The organism is Lysinibacillus macroides (assembly GCF_001281525.1).
In the GTDB taxonomy this organism is placed as follows: Bacteria; Bacillota; Bacilli; order Bacillales_A; family Planococcaceae; genus Lysinibacillus; species Lysinibacillus macroides.
In genome coordinates this window covers 240,207-254,643 of sequence record NZ_LGCI01000002.1, presented here as the reverse complement: position 1 = coordinate 254,643, position 14,437 = coordinate 240,207, and the positions used below count along the sequence as shown (strand labels likewise).

The window sequence follows — 14,437 nt, the reverse complement described above, 5'->3', positions numbered from 1 at the left end:
TTGGATTTTTTATTATTGACGATATGGTAAAATCTCCGAAACTGTAACAAATTCATAGCCCTGCTCTTGTAAATAAGCAAGTACAGCATCCAGTCCATCCGCAGTTGACTGATGGATATCATGCATTAAGACAATCGCATTATTGTGTAAATTATTTTTTATATGCGGTAATAACTGCTGTGCATTACGATGCTTCCAATCTAAGGTGTCGATGGTCCATAATACAACAGGTATAGGGATTTCAGCATTAATTGCATCATTTGTTGCCCCATATGGTGGTCTAAATACAGTGGCTCCTTGGTTAATAGCCTTTTCTATTTCAGCAGCAGTAGCATTAAATTCCTTCATCACCTGCTCATGTGTTAGCTTTGTTAAAACAGGGTGGTTCCATGTATGATTGCCTACCTCATGACCACGTGCAAGGACATCATTGGCAATATCAGGATAATACTGGACACGGCTACCAAGCATAAAGAAGGTTGCTTTTGCATGATATTTATCGAGAATATTTAAAATTTGCTCCGTCACTTTAGGGTGCGGTCCATCATCGAAAGTGAGTGCAATTCGCTTTTTAGTAGGATCACCTGTAGGCGTTGGATTTGTTGGTTGAACGTTTTCCATAGCAATTTGAAAATCAGAGGCTAACAACGGATTAATCAGTGATAGGGATAGTTTCACAACTGGCGCACCAGCTGCTCCACTAGCAATCTCGTACTCATCGAAATAGAATTGTAATGAATCATCTACAATAGCAAAGCGCTCAAAGTTAGACCATTTCGGTTCCGTTGCTTTCAATAGCTCTTCATTCAACAGTGCATCCTTTATTTGAAGATTTTTTTGCAAATCCTTACGTACACTTGCAGCTAATGTGGATAAATTATTTTCATCATTTTGCAACAATATTTGGATCGAAATTTGTTCTCCTGTTTCATTGTTAATAAAGAATGTTTTGATGGAGACTTCGTGATTTGCTCCGCCTAAGTACAGCATTTTTGTTAGCACAAAGGAATAGTAATGCTCTCGATAGGGGAACGTTTCAAAACTAATATTTAATTCACCCATTGCTTCTTTATCTTTATTTTTTTTCATAGACGCTAGATAGTTTTCTTTTGAATCCGATATGTATTGTAATACGGCATCATTAAAGGCTTCATTATCTGTTTGTGGATAGTGAATCGCAAAAGGTGTACGTTGATCGTTCGAAACATCTGTGACAATTCGTATTCCTGGAAACGCAGAACTTTCCGTTGATAAATTGCTATTAACCGATTCTGTATCGGTTTCTTTTGAAGCACTAATTTTTTGAAACTTAAATTCATCCTTTGATAGGATAATAACTAGTATAATCGTTGTTAATGTAACAATAAGGCCAAGTAATAAGAAATCTATTATTGGGCCGCGTCTTCTTCTGCGTTCCTGCATGATGTTGGATACGCTCCCCTCTTTTTATTTTCTATACAATCAGACGTGTTAACTATTGAAAAAGTTATACAAATTGAAAAACTTTTTATGTGAATTTATAAAAATAATTCCAAATAGGATGATATGCCTCTGTGCTCTCGATAAGTAGTGAAATCAATACCAATTTATCCTTTTTGCAGTGATTGCTTAAAACCAAACATAATTGATGGAAAGAAAGCTAAATTTGCGGTTGAGTTTTTATTGGCAGTTCGATACTATTGGCAAGGAACCTTTTGAAGGAGGCAGATAGCTGTAATGGTCTTACAAGAAGCGGATAATGAACTTACAATTGACTGTTTGTTGCTTGCAGGGCGTATTATGATTGAGAGTGGTGCAGAAACCTATCGTGTAGAAGATACGATGCTACGAATGGCTAAATCACAAAAGATGACAAATGCACAATGCTATGCAACACCAACGGGAATCATTTTTTCATTAGGCAAGACACAGCCAACGAGAATTACATCAATTTCTAAAAGGGTAACAGATTTACAAAAAATAGCCCTGGTAAATTCAGTATCTCGGAGACTTACATCTCACATGATAACATTAGAAGAGGCTTATGACGAGCTAAAGTCGATACAAAAAACAAATTATTTTTTACCAACTTATCTACAAGTTCTGGCAGCTGCTTTAGCAAGCGGTTGCTTCCTGATTATGTTTCAGGGAGGGTGGTCTGATTTTCCTATAGCCTGTTTAGCAGGTGGGTTAGGCTTCCTAGTACTTGTCATCATTAATCATTTAACAAAGGTAAAGTTTTTCTCAGAATTTACAGCATCCCTTGCTATTGGCTTTATTGCCTTCTTTTCAGAAAAATATGGTTATGGTACAGAAATTGATAAAATTATTATTAGTTCTGTGATGCCCCTTGTACCAGGTATATTAATTACGAATGCAGTGCGTGATTTAATGGCAGGTCATTTTATGTCAGGGATGGCAAAGGGGGCAGAGGCTTTTTTAACAGCCTTTGCTATTGGCGCAGCAATTGCCGTTACTCTAGGATTTTAGGAGGCAGACCAGATACACATGATGGATATTATTACACAAATCATTGTTAGCTTCTTTGCAACCGCCGGCATTGCTATTATTTTTAATGTTCCTAGAAAAACGCTGCTTCATTGCGGACTTGTCGGTGTTATCGGCTGGATTATTTATTATAGTTTAACAGAGCGGGGAATGGATGTTGTGAATGCTTCCTTTTTCGGCTCATTCGTTATTGCTATTGTGGCTCATTTATATGCCCGACGTTTTAAAATACCGATGATTATTTTTATAGTAGGGGGCATTATCCCCTTAGTGCCAGGGGGCATGGCTTACAATGCGATGCGCAATGTCGTGGCAGATGATTATTTACAGGGCTTACAATATGGCTTAAAGGCATTTTTGATTACAGGAGCGATTGTTATGGGGCTTGTTTTCGCAGAAGTATTTACACAGCTTATTGTTCGTTCCATCCGCTTAAGTAAATTAACATTTCAGAGAGTTTATAAAAAATAACAAAATAGGGAGGCCACGTTACAGACGTAGCCTCCTTGTTTTATGATTGCTTTTGCACAAGCAATGTAGTGATTTCCTCTGGTGTAACAGGCTTGCTAATATAAAAGCCTTGCATAGCATCACAGCCATAAGTGACCAATAGCTTGGCTTGTTCTGCTGTTTCAACACCTTCTGCTACAACTTTTAAGCCCATTGATTTTCCTAGCTGTACCATACCGTGCATTAGCTTTTGTGTTTTCTCAGATTTTAATAATGAACTTGTAAAGGTCTGATCGATTTTTAATGTGTCTATCGGTAAAATTTGCATATATTTAAACGACCCATAGCCTGTGCCAAAATCATCTAACACAAAGGTAATTCCTTCATTTTCAAGCTTCCGCATTTGTTGAATAATGGAAGATGCCGCTTCTGCTTCAAGGGCAAATTTCTCGGTAATTTCAATTTGCAGAAGACTTGCTGGACAACCTGTTTTGGCTAGTGTATTAAGGATGGACTTTGCCATATTTTTATCACGAAATTCTCGTACAGATAAATTGATGGAAACTTTAAAATCATAACCAGCCTTTTTCCAAGTCAATGCCTGTTCACAAGCCTTTTCCAGCATGAAGGACCCGATATTATTAATAAGGCCTGTTTCTTCAGCAATAGGTATTAACTCATCAGGTGACACAACACCGATTATTTCATCTTCCCATCGTACAAGTGCTTCAACCGTTATAATATGACCAGAAACAATATCAATTTGTGGCTGATAAAATACCTTTAAATTTTTTTGGTCCAGTGCTTGAAGCAGACGTTTTTCAATTAAAGCTTTACGATTTAAAGCTTTATGTGTCGCGGTTGACAATGACACAATTTTATTACCGCCAGCCTCACGTACTGTTGAAATTGTCGCAATGGACGCTTTCATAAGCTGAGAGAATGTTGTTTGATCTTCAGGATATCTTGTTATTCCACCGCTAATCGAAAGGGGAACCGCCACATTGCCGCTATAGATCGGGTGCTGCTGTAAATAAGATAAAAAGCCTTGAATAAACCACTCACTTAAAGGCGTAATAACAACAAAATCATTTTCATTAATGCGAGCCATTGTACTATCTTGGAAGTACATTTGGATGCGATTTGTAAATTCAGTAATCAGACTTTGATTAATTTGTTGATCGTGTAATTCTTTTAAAGTATAAAATTTATCAATACTTAAATATACAAAAGAAAAATGTCTTGCTTCTTCTACCATAGTAGCAATGACCTTTTCAAGTCGATGGGCATTCATTAAACCTGTTTCTGTATCAATGTAAGCTATTTTTTCTAGCTGCTGTTGGATTTTCTTTGATTTGGTAATATCTTTTTCAATTAAGATAAATTGCTGCTCATTCGTTTCAAAATTAAATGTCGGGATAGCGGTTAGCAGTACCCAATATACTTGTCCTGTTTTAGTGAGTTTTTCAACTTCACCTTGCCATGGCTGACCATTATTTAAAGTACGCCAAATCGTATTTGTGACCTTTTCATTATCGGGGAATAGCTGCCAAAATGTTTTACCAATAACACGTTTTGGTGTCCATTGGCTTGTTTTTAAAAATTCATTATTACATTCCAAAATAAATCCATCATGGTCAAGCGTCACTGTCATAAATGTAGTATCTATTCCCTGCTTTAAGTCAACAAAGGCACTGCTAGTAGAGATAGTCTTTAACATTAGCTCTGGAAGCATAAAAATAAGAAGAATGAAACGCTCATCTTGTTCTGTAAAAGGCTTAGCTAGTAATGCTGTCGTAATTTCTGTATTTGTAGAGGTGTTTACTTGAATACTGTCTATATACGTACTGTCCTCATTTTGCAAAATAGCATGGAATGTTTCCACTGGAAGCTGACGTAGTAGATTTTCATGTATGAATGGAGTAGTATTTCCTGTAATATCATTAGCTAAAAAACCAATCAGATGTTCGGCGAGCTTCCCCCAAATAATCGCTTGGCCATCTTGATTTATGATAATTGCAGGAAAAGGAAGTGAATTTAGATAATGTTCATCAATCGTAAATGATTTATGCATATGACTCATGATTATTCGATCTCCTTGGGTAATCAATATATACTATCTATTATAGATAATTATCGGGAATTAGTCATTATGAATATATATGTAAATATTTGATAGTAAAGATATTTAGGACTTTCCTAATGAATTGTAAGAAAAGATTTGAAGAAAAATAATATTTTTTAGTATGTATATAGGAAGTAGGCTTGGTATGAAACGTTTAAAAGGGATTATATTTATTGTCATAGGTGCTATGTTATGGGGAGCAACTGGACCTCTGATGGAATGGTTGCTTAACCACACATCAATGACAGTTTCCTTTTTGTTAACAATCCGTTTATCGGTTGCAGGTATTGGATTACTTACATATTTATTGTTAACAGGAAAAAATATTTTTGGTATTTGGCAGCACAAATTATGGGGTAGACAGCTTGTTATTTTTAGTATTGTTGGTATGTTGGGTGTACAATTTTCTTTTGTAGCAGCAATTAATGCCAGTAACGCTGTAGTAGCAACCTTACTTCAATTTCTAGCACCAATATTTGTTGTGGTTTATGTCTCTCTTAGTTTAAAGAAATGGCCACCAAAATATCAAGTGTTAGGTATTATGGGCACACTTATTGGATTATTTCTGTTACTAACGAATGCTTCATTCGATAGTTTACTTATTAGCCCAAAAGCCTTGCTGTGGGGAATAGCTGTAGGCTTAGCCTTTGCATTTTACACATTATACCCTGCTCCTTTGATGAAAGAATGGGGTGTACTTTCAGTCGTTGGATGGGGGATGCTAGTAGGTGGTGTAGCATTAGGCATAGTAAGCCGTATATGGCAGTCTGATCAATGGATGGTTTTGATGGAACTTCAAATTGTTCTGTTAATGATCGCATTAATATTTTTGGGTACGGTCGCCTTTATTTTATTTTTAAGCAGTATGCACTATATTTCGGCAGTCGAAACGAGTGTTCTTTCTAGCATTGAACCGTTAACTGCGATGATTATTTCGGTAATTGTTTTCGGTGCTTCTTTAGGTTTTTGGCAATTAATTGGGGTATTCGTTATGCTTATTTGCGTAACATGGCTTTCAATAGCTGGAGAAAAGGCGTAAGTTCATGATCTTTAAATTTTTTAAATAGGGAGGAAAGAATGTGAGAGAAATTTTTTCCTATGTAAAGCCATATAAATGGACGGCTATTTTTGCTTTATGTTTAATGCTGGTTGAATTATTTGTAGAGCTTGTACAGCCGCTGATTATGGCAAAAATAATTGACGAAGGTGTACGGGCTCAAGACCAAGGCATGATTGTACAATGGGGTGCTATGTTGCTTGTGCTATCATTTATTGCCTTTATGGCGGGGGTGATTAATTCATATTTTTCATCCCATACAGCTCAAAGCTTTTCGTATGATTTACGAAATGCAATATTTGATAAAATTCAATCCTTTACATTAGCAGCCTATCAAAAATTTTCGACGGCATCCTTAATTACAAGGCTAACAAATGATGTAACACAAGTACAAACCGTGTTATTCATGAGCTTGCGTATTATGCTTCGTGCGCCACTCGCAGTGATTGGAAGCATTCTAATGGCTTTTGTCGTGAACGCAAAGTTAGCCTTGTTCTTAGTAATAGGTGCACCAATTATATTTATTTTCCTTGTTTTTATGGTAGCAAAGGGTGTGTCTTACTTTGGGCGTGTGCAAAAGAGGGTGGATCGCTTAAATAGAGTGCTTCAGGAGAACTTACAGGCGATACGCTTAGTAAAGGCTTATTTACGAGGAACCTATGAAGCTGCTCGCTTTGATAAAGTTGCTTCACGCTTAAAAATTGATACTGTTAAAGCTTTACGCACAATGGAATACATTATGCCTGTGCTTTTATTTATTATGAATATCAGTTTATTAGCTGTATTGTGGTTTGGTACAAAGCAAATTGCAGCAGGTACTACGCCGCTTGGCGATATTGTGGCCATTGTTAACTATGCAATGCGTATGACGGGTTCGTTTTCTATGTTTGCGTTTATTATTATCTTTTATGCACGTGCAAAAGCCTCAGCAGAACGTATGGCAGAAGTGCTTTCAATGGAAAATGCGGTAGAGGCTACAACATTGTCACAGGAAGCAGCTCCCCCTACAAATTATGGAGAGCTAGCATTTGAACAGGTTAGTTTTACATATCCGGGAGGAGATAAGCCTGTCCTGTCTAACATAAATTTTCAGGTGAAGTCAGGTGAAAAGCTGGCGATTATGGGTGCAACAGGTGCTGGTAAATCCACACTATTGCAGCTTATTCCTCGTTTTTATGAAGTGACAGAGGGAAGAATACTGGTAGAGGGGCAAGATGTGCGGCAATGGAGTTTACAAGAATTGCGAGAAATGATCGGCTATGTACCTCAGCAATCATTATTGTTTACAGGTAGCATCGCAGATAATGTACGTTGGGGAGATACACAGGCAGATATGGATGCGGTCCTTCAAGCGACAATGCAGGCACAAATACATGCTGCTGTTGAGGATTTTCCACACGGCTATGACACTAAGGTTGGACAAAAAGGTGTTAATTTATCGGGTGGACAAAAGCAAAGACTATCCATTGCCAGAGCACTGCTAAGAAAAGGACATATTTTAATGCTTGATGATAGTACCAGTGCGTTAGACGTAAAAACGGAACAGGCATTATGGGAGGCATTGAGTGAGGAACGGGCAACGATGCTTGTGGTTACGCAAAAAATTCGCACAGCGAAGGGTGCAGATCGCATTTTATTAATTGACGCTGGTAAAGTAGTCGCATATGGCACACATGAAGAGCTTTTACAAACGTCAACACTTTATAAAAAAATTGCAATTTCTCAACAGGAGGTGGAGGAATAATGGGATTTTTCCAGAAGCCTTTTGGTTATGAGCCGATTTTGACGAAAGATGATTTGCAGCAAACTGTGAAGAAAAAGAAAGGTCCACGTGCAGCAAATTCGAAAAATACATTGCTTCGACTATGGAAAATCGTTGATGAGCAACGTGTTCTTTTAATCATTGTTCTACTATTAGTTTTAATGAGCTCGGTATTAGCATTAGTGGGTCCCTACTTAATTGGTCAAATGATTGATCAATATGTGATGCATGGAGAGCTTACAGGTTTAAGCAAGGGCATTTTCCTATTAGTTGGCATTTATGCGCTCTTAGCCATTGCATTGTTCCTACAAAATTATTGGATGATTGGAATAGCACAGCAAACCATCTATCGACTACGTACAAATGTATTTGCTCATTTTCAACAACTGCCTATTGCATTCTTTGATCGTCGACAGCATGGAGAATTAATGAGTCGTATGACAAATGATATTGAAGCAGTGAGTTCTACATTAAATAGTTCCTTTATTCAAGTGTTTTCAAGTGTATTAACACTTGGCGGAACGGTTATTATTATGCTAAGCCTAAGCCCATTATTGACTGTGCTTACCATGACCATTATTCCTGTGATGTTTTGGGCAATGCGCTGGATTACACGACGTACATCCCCATTATTTAAAGAGCAACAAGCAGCAATAGGAGCTTTGAATGGCATGATAGAGGAAACCATTTCAGGACAGCGAATCGTCAAGGCTTTCTCACAAGAGGAACGCATGAAGGCAGAATTTCGCGACAAAAGCTTACACTTAAAAAGAACGGGCTTTTGGGCACAAACATACTCAGGCTATATTCCAAAGGTCATGAACTTTTTAAATAATATGAGCTTTACCATTGTTGCAGGTATAGGAGGCGTGCTTGCATTGTATGGCCATGTGTCGATAGGGGTTATTGTTATTTTCACGGAATATGCAAGACAATTCACACGTCCATTAAATGATTTAGCGAACCAGTTTAATACAGTATTATCAGCTATTGCAGGTGCAGAGCGAGTATTTGCCTTACTTGATGAACAGCCTGAGGAAGAAACGACCTCTGCACAAAAGCATCAACTCCGAGGACAAGTGACATTTAAGCATGTGTATTTTAAATATGAGCGGGAAGAGGAAGCATACACATTAAAGGATGTTCATTTTAATGTGGAGCCCGGTCAAACAGTCGCACTTGTTGGGGCAACTGGAGCTGGTAAAACAACCATTTTACAGTTGATTGCACGGTTCTATGAGGTAACAAAGGGTGAAGTATTGTTTGATGGTGTAAATATTCAGCAGATTGACCGTCAAGCACTTCGCTCACAAATGGCTTTTGTCTTACAAGATCCATTTTTATTTGAGGCGTCCGTACGGGAAAATATTCGTTATGGTCGACTGGATGCAAGTGATAAGGAAATAGAAGAAGCGGCTAAGCGTGCAAATGCACATGACTTTATTAGCAAGCTGAAGGATGGCTACGATACGATTCTTGCTGCAGATGGACGCGAAATTTCACAAGGGCAAAAGCAATTACTCTCCATAGCAAGGGCGCTAATTGCTGATCCGAAAATTTTATTATTGGATGAGGCTACAAGTAGTATTGATACGGTGACAGAAATGGCGATTCAGGAGGCACTCGATACATTAATGCAGGGGCGCACAAGTTTTGTGATTGCACACCGTTTAAATACTGTACATAATGCCGATATAGTTCTTGTTATGCAAAAAGGAAAGTTAGTGGAAGCTGGCTCTCAGCAAAAACTAATCGAGTCAGGTGGTCTTTACGCACAAATGCTCCAGTCTTCCGCCCACCATCTCGAGGAATAGATAATAGACAGATGCTTAAAACTTTTTAGCGAGAGGGTGTGCCTTAAAATAATTTTTCAGACACATCTTCTCTATTATTTATTACATGTTGGCTTCTTTACTAAAAATCAGAAAGGGTATTTTAGCACATACTAAAGTCGATCTCTCTTTATTTAATAAAATGGGATAATTGTGTAAATTAACTAAAAAATCCTTTCCGGTGATTTTATCATATAAATGAATGGAGGCAGCGCTAGTGAGACTATTTGAGAATGAAGCACCAACTTATCTTTTGTTACAGGAAAGTATGCATAGTATGTAGTTTTAAAGTAACTTAGTAAATTTCCTTTTTAAACTTGAATACCATGATTAATAACTAGTGAAATTTAGTTATTTCAAGGATTTGTTATAGTATAAATCCTTTTATTATGCGCTAATTTAAGGTAAAATTTTGATTAGTAGAGGATTTTATTGCCAGTCTATTTTATTGTTATAACAATAAAATAGACTGGCAATAGTCTGAGACAGAAACGGAGTAGAGGATGAATATTTCAGTAATAACAGTGTCTTTCCCATTAGATGGAGAAACACTGAAGGAATTAAAATTATTATGTGAAGAAGCAACAAGCCATGATTATCGTGTCTATGAAACGGTGATGAATATACCAATGGCTAGCTCCTTTGAATCAAAGGGCTTTATGGTGCTTGCATATGAGGATGACAAGGATGTACTAGTAGGAGCTGCGAGTGCTATTGATTTAATGGGACTTCATACATATGAGTGGTCACTCGTCATATCACCTGCCTATCGACAAAAAGGAATTGGCACTGTCTTGGTGGAGGGGATACAAGCAGGTTTAAACGACAGAGGGGCAGAGGGGCAATTAGCCGTTGTTATTGATGGTTCTCCTTATGGTCATACATTTATTGAAAATAGAGGCTTTATCTATAGCTTTTCCGAAGCCACGTTAGAAACAAAAGCAGAGCCAGTTGTATTACAACATAATATAAGTATTCAGCCTTACAATCATGAGCAGGCTGAGCTAATAACGATTTATAGTGAAGCCTTTGGAGATTTACCAGAGGAATCTGTAGAATTGATTGCTTTTAATACATCAACAACTGGGCGAGAGCTTTGGGTTGCTTACCGTGATGGGGAAATAGTCGGAACAGTGACAACAGCCCAGGAAAGTGAGATTCAATGGGTAACTGCACTTGCTGTTCATCCACATTATGAAGGGCAAGGAATTGGCACAGCATTATTAGCATTTTCAAAGGATTATGCAAGTAAAATTGGTGCAAAGTTTGTCATGCTGGATGTAGAAATTGATAATATAAAAGCATTATCTGTTTATGAAAAAGCTGGCTTTATGAAGGCACAGCAAATTGATTATTATGTAAAACAATAGCAAAAAAGGCGAGGAGTGGCGTTTAACATAAACTTCTCGCCTTTTTAATCATATTTGCGAACTATCGTCATATAGTATTAATAAGCATGGTGAAGGGAGTCGTGAGTATGCGTATGCCAGCATTGCCAAAAAAGAAATCTCCTCCAAAAGAAGCCCCTCGTTCATGGTGGAAAGTAGTGAAAGCCTATCTGTCAAAAGGCAAGTTTTATAAGCTGCCACCAAGAAATTGATAATGGATGAAAAAAGTCGCCGTGCTAGCGACTTTTTAATTTTCTAATAAAAATGTACCTTTTGATGGGCCGATTAAATAGAGCTCATGCATAGCTCTTGTAAGGGCAACATACAGAAGCTTTCGATCAATGGCTGTATCATAAAAAGGCGTGTCAAAGGCAGCAACGATTACAGCATCAAATTCTAGCCCTTTAGCAAGATGACTTGGCACAACAAGCAGCATATCCTGATTGATTGTGTCATTTTCAGTTAACAGTTGTGAGGCAATATGCTGGTCTGTAAGTGTCTGTTGCATTGCGGTTGCTTCAGCAGTCGTTTTGCAAATTAAAGCAACCGAACGATGTCCATATTGACGAATCATATTAAAAATGTCTTTAATTTGTAAGGCATCGAAGGTAGCCGCCTGAATAAAGCTTGGTACATTGCCATGACGAACAACTGGCTCTACTAATGGAAGCTGTTCATCCATCTGTGCTAAAATTTGGTTCGCAACTTCCATAATTTCAATGGTTGTTCGATAGCTTTTTTGTAATGTGCAGAAACTTGCACGGGGAAATAAATTTTGGACAGGCTCCCATGAAGTAAGTGAGCGATAGCTATGGATACCCTGAGCTAAATCCCCAACCATTGTGAACATGTCTGTACCGAGACCTGTTTTTAAAGCAGCAAGCTGAAATAGGCTATAATCCTGTACTTCATCAATAAAGACAACACGCATTTTCCATTCATCTGCAATGCCTTTGATCCGTGCCTGTAAATAATAAAGTGCGGCTAAATCCTCAAGTGCCCATTGCTCTTTGCGATGTATCTGCAAAAATTGCTGCTGTTCGAGATAATGCCATTCAGGCGCAAGCTCTGCTACAAGATCTGCATTTGTAAGAAGGTTACGATAGAGCGTTTTGATATTATGCTTGGCAAAGCGCCGCATATAAACGGTTGCTGTTGATTTTGTCTCTTTTTCAATAGCAGGAATTCGTTCATCACGCTCATCAATAAACCTTGTCACAACACGTCGTCGTTTGTCATCATCTCGAATACCGTTTAAAGCTTTACCTAATGCTTCATCATACTTTTTATGGAGTGTAGCCAAGACAGCCTGCTTTTTCTGGCGAACATGGCTGGCTACTACCTTTTTAATATGTGCCAGTCTTTTTTCGATAGGCATATAAGAGAATTCGTATAAAAATAGCTTTTTAAGATGCGAGGCTCGCATAATACGGTATTTTTCGATATAAACATCCTCAAATTGCCCAGCGATGGCTTGCTCTATTTTTTGAATATAGCGTTCAATGATATCACGGTAATAAAGTGAACCTTTGGCTTCAGCTATCCAGGCAGTGGATGGGTTGCTTTCTCCTGCTACAAGCGATTCTAGCCGTTCATTTGGATTTTGAAGCTTTAGCTTTAATTTAGTGGCAGCAAGAACATAGTCAGCAAATGTAGTTTGACAAATTTTATCGACCCCAAGTTCTGGTAAAACATCACCTATATAATCAATAAATAGCTTATTCGGTGCTAAAATCATGAGCTGTTCAGGGTTGAAGTGTTCACCCATTGTATAGAGGAAATACGATATTCTGTGTAGAGCAATGGTTGTTTTTCCACTACCTGCTGCACCTTGGACAATAATAGGTTGGCGTAAATGAGCACGAATAATGTCATTTTGCTCTTTTTGAATTGTTGAAACAATTTCAGTTAGACGAACATCTGCTTTACCTGCTAATGCTTCTTGTAGTAATTCATCATTTGTGGTTAAGTCAATATCACGGATATCGAGTAATTCACCATTCTCGATTTTATATTGTCTTTTGGCAAACAAGTGTCCTTTATGAATTTCGCCGCGTACATTATATTCCATATCACCAAGACGCCCATCATAATAGACATTCGCTACAGGTGAACGCCAATCAACAATGATTGGCTCATGTGTTTCACGATGAAAGAGAGAGGTTTTTCCTATATAGAGAAATTCCTCAGGATCACCTATTTTTTGAAAGTGGATTCTAGCGAAGTACGGCTTCTTTTGAATAGCTTCTAAACCTTCCTTTTGAGTACGAGCCATTTCAAAAAATCTAGCATTTGTTAAAATATTTAGATAGCTTAAACTTGAATCAAGGTAATCAAGGTCTGCCATGGATTGGCGAATATTTTCTTGAGCGGATCGTAAATCTCTTTGTGATTCGTTTAAAATTTGCTGCATATAACTTTGGGTATATGCCAGTCGCTTCATTTCAGCCTGAAAATCTGGATGTGGTACAGTCATTTTTTAGCACCTCCTAGGTACTTACAATTTCAAAGTAGATTACCATACTACTATATAAAATATGGACCAGCAAGTGAAAGCTAAATGCTGATGATGTTGAGGTGAAAATGAGTAAAGAGGGGCTGATATAGTTGGATATTTTTGCACATCGGGGTGTTTCCATACATTATCCTGAAAATACAATTGCGGCATTTCAAGCAGCAGCTGACCTTCCTATTGCGGGAATTGAGCTGGATGTACATGTAACAGCAGATAGAGAGGTAGTGGTTATTCACGATGAAACGATAGATCGTACCTCCAATGGCTCTGGCTATGTAAAGGATTTTACATTGCAGCAATTGCGGAAATTTGATTTTGGTTCATGGTTTTCACCACAATATGAAAATGAGCGCATTCCAACATTGGGGGAAGTATTAGAGCTTTTCGCAGGTACACATCATCGCATTAATATTGAGCTAAAAACAGATGTGTTTGCATATGAGGGGATTGAATCGCTTGTATTAAAGGAAGTTGCTACCCATCAAATGATAGAGAGGGTTATTATTTCCTCCTTTAACCATGAATCCTTACAAACCGTTGCACAGATCGCACCGTATATTGACATTGCACCATTGTTTGCAGAGGTGCTTGTGGATTTTACAACGTATACTGCTCTTATACCAGCTAAAGCATTGCATGTCCATGTGTCCACAGCATTTCGCAAATCAATACGATTAGCTCTTGACGAAGGAGCGATTGTACGTGTGTATACAGTAAATAATAAGCAGGATGCTCGACGCCTGCAGCAGCTTGGCGTACAGGCAATATTTACAGATGATCCAGTCCAAATGTTGGAGGCTTTGCGTTAGAATGACGGAATG

11 protein-coding genes are annotated in these 14,437 nt (G+C 37.9%); 8 read left to right on the top strand and 3 right to left on the bottom strand.

Going from position 1 to position 14,437, the window contains the following annotated elements:
* Window positions 1–12 precede the first annotated feature (12 nt).
* Window positions 13–1,422: a polysaccharide deacetylase family protein gene (locus ADM90_RS01330; protein WP_053993277.1), complete on the bottom strand. Its 1,410-nt coding sequence runs from the start codon at window positions 1,420–1,422 to the stop codon at window positions 13–15.
* 294 nt (window positions 1,423–1,716) lie between these two features.
* On the opposite strand from ADM90_RS01330, the gene ADM90_RS01325 reads away from it, so the two are divergent.
* Window positions 1,717–2,469, top strand: coding sequence for a threonine/serine exporter family protein (locus ADM90_RS01325; protein ID WP_053993276.1), 753 nt, complete (start codon window positions 1,717–1,719; stop codon window positions 2,467–2,469).
* Between the two features lie 21 nt (window positions 2,470–2,490).
* Window positions 2,491–2,958, top strand: coding sequence for a threonine/serine exporter family protein (locus tag ADM90_RS01320; RefSeq protein ID WP_200908504.1), 468 nt, complete (start codon window positions 2,491–2,493; stop codon window positions 2,956–2,958).
* Window positions 2,959–2,998: 40 nt separating this feature from the next.
* Here the strand turns inward: ADM90_RS01320 and ADM90_RS01315 are convergent, their stop codons facing one another.
* Complete coding sequence (locus ADM90_RS01315) at window positions 2,999–5,020, bottom strand: GGDEF domain-containing phosphodiesterase (protein ID WP_053993274.1); 2,022 nt, start codon at window positions 5,018–5,020, stop codon at window positions 2,999–3,001.
* 187 nt (window positions 5,021–5,207) lie between these two features.
* Here ADM90_RS01315 and ADM90_RS01310 point away from each other — a divergent pair, with 187 nt between their 5' ends.
* The 5 genes from ADM90_RS01310 to ADM90_RS25290 all read left to right on the top strand — a co-directional run bounded on the left by ADM90_RS01310 (window position 5,208) and on the right by ADM90_RS25290 (window position 11,313).
* Window positions 5,208–6,101 carry a DMT family transporter gene (locus ADM90_RS01310; RefSeq protein ID WP_053993273.1) on the top strand — a complete coding sequence of 298 codons (894 nt, stop codon included), beginning with the start codon at window positions 5,208–5,210 and terminating at the stop codon, window positions 6,099–6,101.
* A 40-nt stretch (window positions 6,102–6,141) separates the two neighbouring features.
* Window positions 6,142–7,863: an ABC transporter ATP-binding protein gene (locus tag ADM90_RS01305; protein WP_053993272.1), complete on the top strand. Its 1,722-nt coding sequence runs from the start codon at window positions 6,142–6,144 to the stop codon at window positions 7,861–7,863.
* Complete coding sequence (locus ADM90_RS01300) at window positions 7,863–9,695, top strand: ABC transporter ATP-binding protein (RefSeq protein WP_053993271.1); 1,833 nt, start codon at window positions 7,863–7,865, stop codon at window positions 9,693–9,695. The genes ADM90_RS01305 and ADM90_RS01300 overlap by 1 nt, the downstream gene beginning before the upstream one ends.
* Before the next feature lie 521 nt (window positions 9,696–10,216).
* Window positions 10,217–11,083 (top strand): GNAT family N-acetyltransferase, encoded by an 867-nt coding sequence (locus ADM90_RS01295; protein WP_053993270.1) that lies wholly within the window; start codon window positions 10,217–10,219, stop codon window positions 11,081–11,083.
* A gap of 107 nt (window positions 11,084–11,190) precedes the next feature.
* Complete coding sequence (locus tag ADM90_RS25290; RefSeq protein WP_268766596.1) at window positions 11,191–11,313, top strand: hypothetical protein; 123 nt, start codon at window positions 11,191–11,193, stop codon at window positions 11,311–11,313.
* 35 nt (window positions 11,314–11,348) lie between these two features.
* Here the strand turns inward: ADM90_RS25290 and helD are convergent, their stop codons facing one another.
* Complete coding sequence (gene helD, locus ADM90_RS01290) at window positions 11,349–13,577, bottom strand: RNA polymerase recycling motor HelD (protein WP_053993269.1); 2,229 nt, start codon at window positions 13,575–13,577, stop codon at window positions 11,349–11,351.
* Between the two features lie 131 nt (window positions 13,578–13,708).
* Here helD and ADM90_RS01285 point away from each other — a divergent pair, with 131 nt between their 5' ends.
* Complete coding sequence (locus tag ADM90_RS01285) at window positions 13,709–14,425, top strand: glycerophosphodiester phosphodiesterase (protein ID WP_053993268.1); 717 nt, start codon at window positions 13,709–13,711, stop codon at window positions 14,423–14,425.
* Window positions 14,426–14,437: the final 12 nt, after the last annotated feature.

Excerpts from the sequence above, each read along its gene's own strand:
- helD (WP_053993269.1), bottom strand. The coding sequence starts at position 13,577 with ATGACTGTACCACATCCAGATTTTCAGGCTGAAATGAAGCGACTGGCA.
- ADM90_RS01320 (WP_200908504.1), top strand. The coding sequence starts at position 2,491 with ATGGATATTATTACACAAATCATTGTTAGCTTCTTTGCAACCGCCGGC.
- ADM90_RS01295 (WP_053993270.1), top strand. The coding sequence starts at position 10,217 with ATGAATATTTCAGTAATAACAGTGTCTTTCCCATTAGATGGAGAAACA.
- ADM90_RS01330 (WP_053993277.1), bottom strand. The coding sequence starts at position 1,422 with ATGCAGGAACGCAGAAGAAGACGCGGCCCAATAATAGATTTCTTATTA.
- ADM90_RS01310 (WP_053993273.1), top strand. The coding sequence starts at position 5,208 with ATGAAACGTTTAAAAGGGATTATATTTATTGTCATAGGTGCTATGTTA.
- ADM90_RS25290 (WP_268766596.1), top strand. The coding sequence starts at position 11,191 with ATGCGTATGCCAGCATTGCCAAAAAAGAAATCTCCTCCAAAAGAAGCC.
- ADM90_RS01315 (WP_053993274.1), bottom strand. The coding sequence starts at position 5,020 with ATGAGTCATATGCATAAATCATTTACGATTGATGAACATTATCTAAAT.
- ADM90_RS01325 (WP_053993276.1), top strand. The coding sequence starts at position 1,717 with ATGGTCTTACAAGAAGCGGATAATGAACTTACAATTGACTGTTTGTTG.
- ADM90_RS01300 (WP_053993271.1), top strand. The coding sequence starts at position 7,863 with ATGGGATTTTTCCAGAAGCCTTTTGGTTATGAGCCGATTTTGACGAAA.